Annotated in this window: 2 protein-coding genes; both read left to right on the forward strand. The window is 36.3% G+C overall.

The features are described from left to right. Positions 1-232 precede the first annotated feature (232 nt). Positions 233-1,123: a zinc ribbon domain-containing protein gene (locus RB298_RS05075; protein ID WP_486046201.1), complete on the forward strand. Its 891-nt coding sequence runs from the start codon at positions 233-235 to the stop codon at positions 1,121-1,123. A gap of 78 nt (positions 1,124-1,201) precedes the next feature. Then, positions 1,202-2,041 (forward strand): TcaA second domain-containing protein (locus RB298_RS05080; protein WP_486046203.1); only part of this gene is annotated, 840 nt, incomplete at its 3' end.

Here is a 2,041-nt window from a genome sequence, read left to right on the forward strand (position 1 = left end):
TTATAATATGTCTTTAAGATCATGTGAATAATAAAATGTTAAAAACATAGATATAAAAGACTAACAAATTATTATTTTTACTAAAATAAAAGAAAAAAATACATGAAAATAAAATAAATAGTACTAAACAACTGGAAATAGTGTATAATCCTAAAGTATGTGTTTTTTTAGAAAGGTAGATTTTAGCTTTTCTATATTTCTAGGAAAAAATCTTAAAAGGAGGAAAAGAAATTTGCAGTGTTCAAATTGTGGCCATCTTAATAAAAGTGGCAAGTTTTGTGTCAAATGCGGTTCAAAATTAGAAGAGGGAGGCGTAAAAGAGCAAGTAGCGGCAACAGTCGATCATTCAGCTACTCATACATATTCTCAGCCTAGCGGCCAACCTACTCAGCCAAATCAGCATGTGGAAAATGCTAAACATATTTCAAAAATGTATATCGGTTATTTTATGCAAGGAATCAAGAATCCTCTAGCTACAGCTCAAGGAGTTGGAGACGGACAATTTATTAATGCTCTTATTACAATTATTCTTTATGCAATTAGTATTCCTCTTATGATGTATTTCGGGTGGAAGATGTTGCTTGTTAAGTTTTTTGGTATCATTTACACGACTACTACGGGTGAACAGCCGGAAAGTGATTTTGGTAGCGGGCTTTTAAATGCCAAGCCAGCTACGGATGCAAGTGGAATTAGTTTTGTTGATGTCGTTGTGAAGCAAAGTATTTTTATGTTTATTGCACTAGTGGTTATCGTCGCAGTAACGTATGGAGTTGTGAAATTAGCAAAAATAGATGTTTCATTTAAAGAGCTGTTTGCTCGTTTTGGTACATTTTTAATTGTGCCGACCGGTTTATTTATTGTAGGAATTGTCCTATCACTTATACATATTGATGTTTTCGTCTATTTCTTATTATTTGGGTTGTTAGGCATATTATTTGTCATACCACTTACTATCACAAGTTTTAAAAACAATACACCTGGGGGATTAGATAAAGTCTATAGCATTCTTATCACGTATGTTGTAACTATTATCGCCCTGTCTATGGTAAGTAAAGGATTACTAGAAGAAGCAAAAGCAATTGTCTTAAGTGTAACTGGAGATGAACTTAATAGTTTGTTTTAAAGGGATGAAGTGATACTAGAAGGCATCGTTAGCGCGATGCTTTTTAGCTATATATAGCACGTAAAGGAGCGAATAGAGATGGATTTTTGCAGTAATTGTGGACATAAATTAACAAAAGAGCAGGAATTTTGCCCGGAATGCGGTCAAAGTGCTTCGGCAAATCAAGAAGTGGCATCTGCTCATCAGCCTCGCTATGAGGAACAGCAGCGTTCGAACCCGCGCAAACCGATGAGTAAAAAAACAAAAGTTCTGTCTGCCTCTATACTGGCAGCAGCCGTTGTTTTAGGCGGAGGATATTATGCGGTAAATAAAATGGTAATGTCACCTCGAGCCGTTTCGGAAGGATTTGTGAACGCGGTCAAAGAGAAGGATATTGACAAGGTAAAAAGCTATGTAAATGAAGGTCAAATTGAGCTTAGCGCAAATGATGAACAAACTAAGTCTTTTGTCGAATATTTACATCATAATCCAAAGGTTCTTTCATCTATTAATGATGGATTATTAAAAGAAACGGCATCTTATGAAGCAAAAGCTACTCTCAGTGATGATTCGGATGACATGCCTTCACCATATGCGCATTTACAAAAAGACGGGAAGAAATGGGGCATCTTTGATCATTATACCGTTCGTGTAAATCCTGCCTATGCGGCTGTAACGTCAAATGAAGAAGGCGCTACGGTGTACGTAGACAACCAAAAAGTGGGTAAAGTCAACAGCGATGAAGAAGAGAAAAATGTGGGTCCTTTCTTACCGGGAACTCATAAAATTAAAGCGGTCATTAAAAACGAATACGGAACAGTGTCTAGTGAGCAAAGCATTGATACGTCCGAAGAAGAAGCAGCAAGAGTTGATTTTGATTGGTCTGATTATGAAGTGTACGTCTATTCAGATTACGATGATGCAACGCTGTATGTGAAC

Origin of the sequence: Priestia sp. BR_2 (assembly GCF_041954005.1) — a bacterium.
GTDB classification, from domain to species: domain Bacteria; phylum Bacillota; class Bacilli; order Paenibacillales; family Paenibacillaceae; genus Paenibacillus_AQ; species Paenibacillus_AQ lautus_A.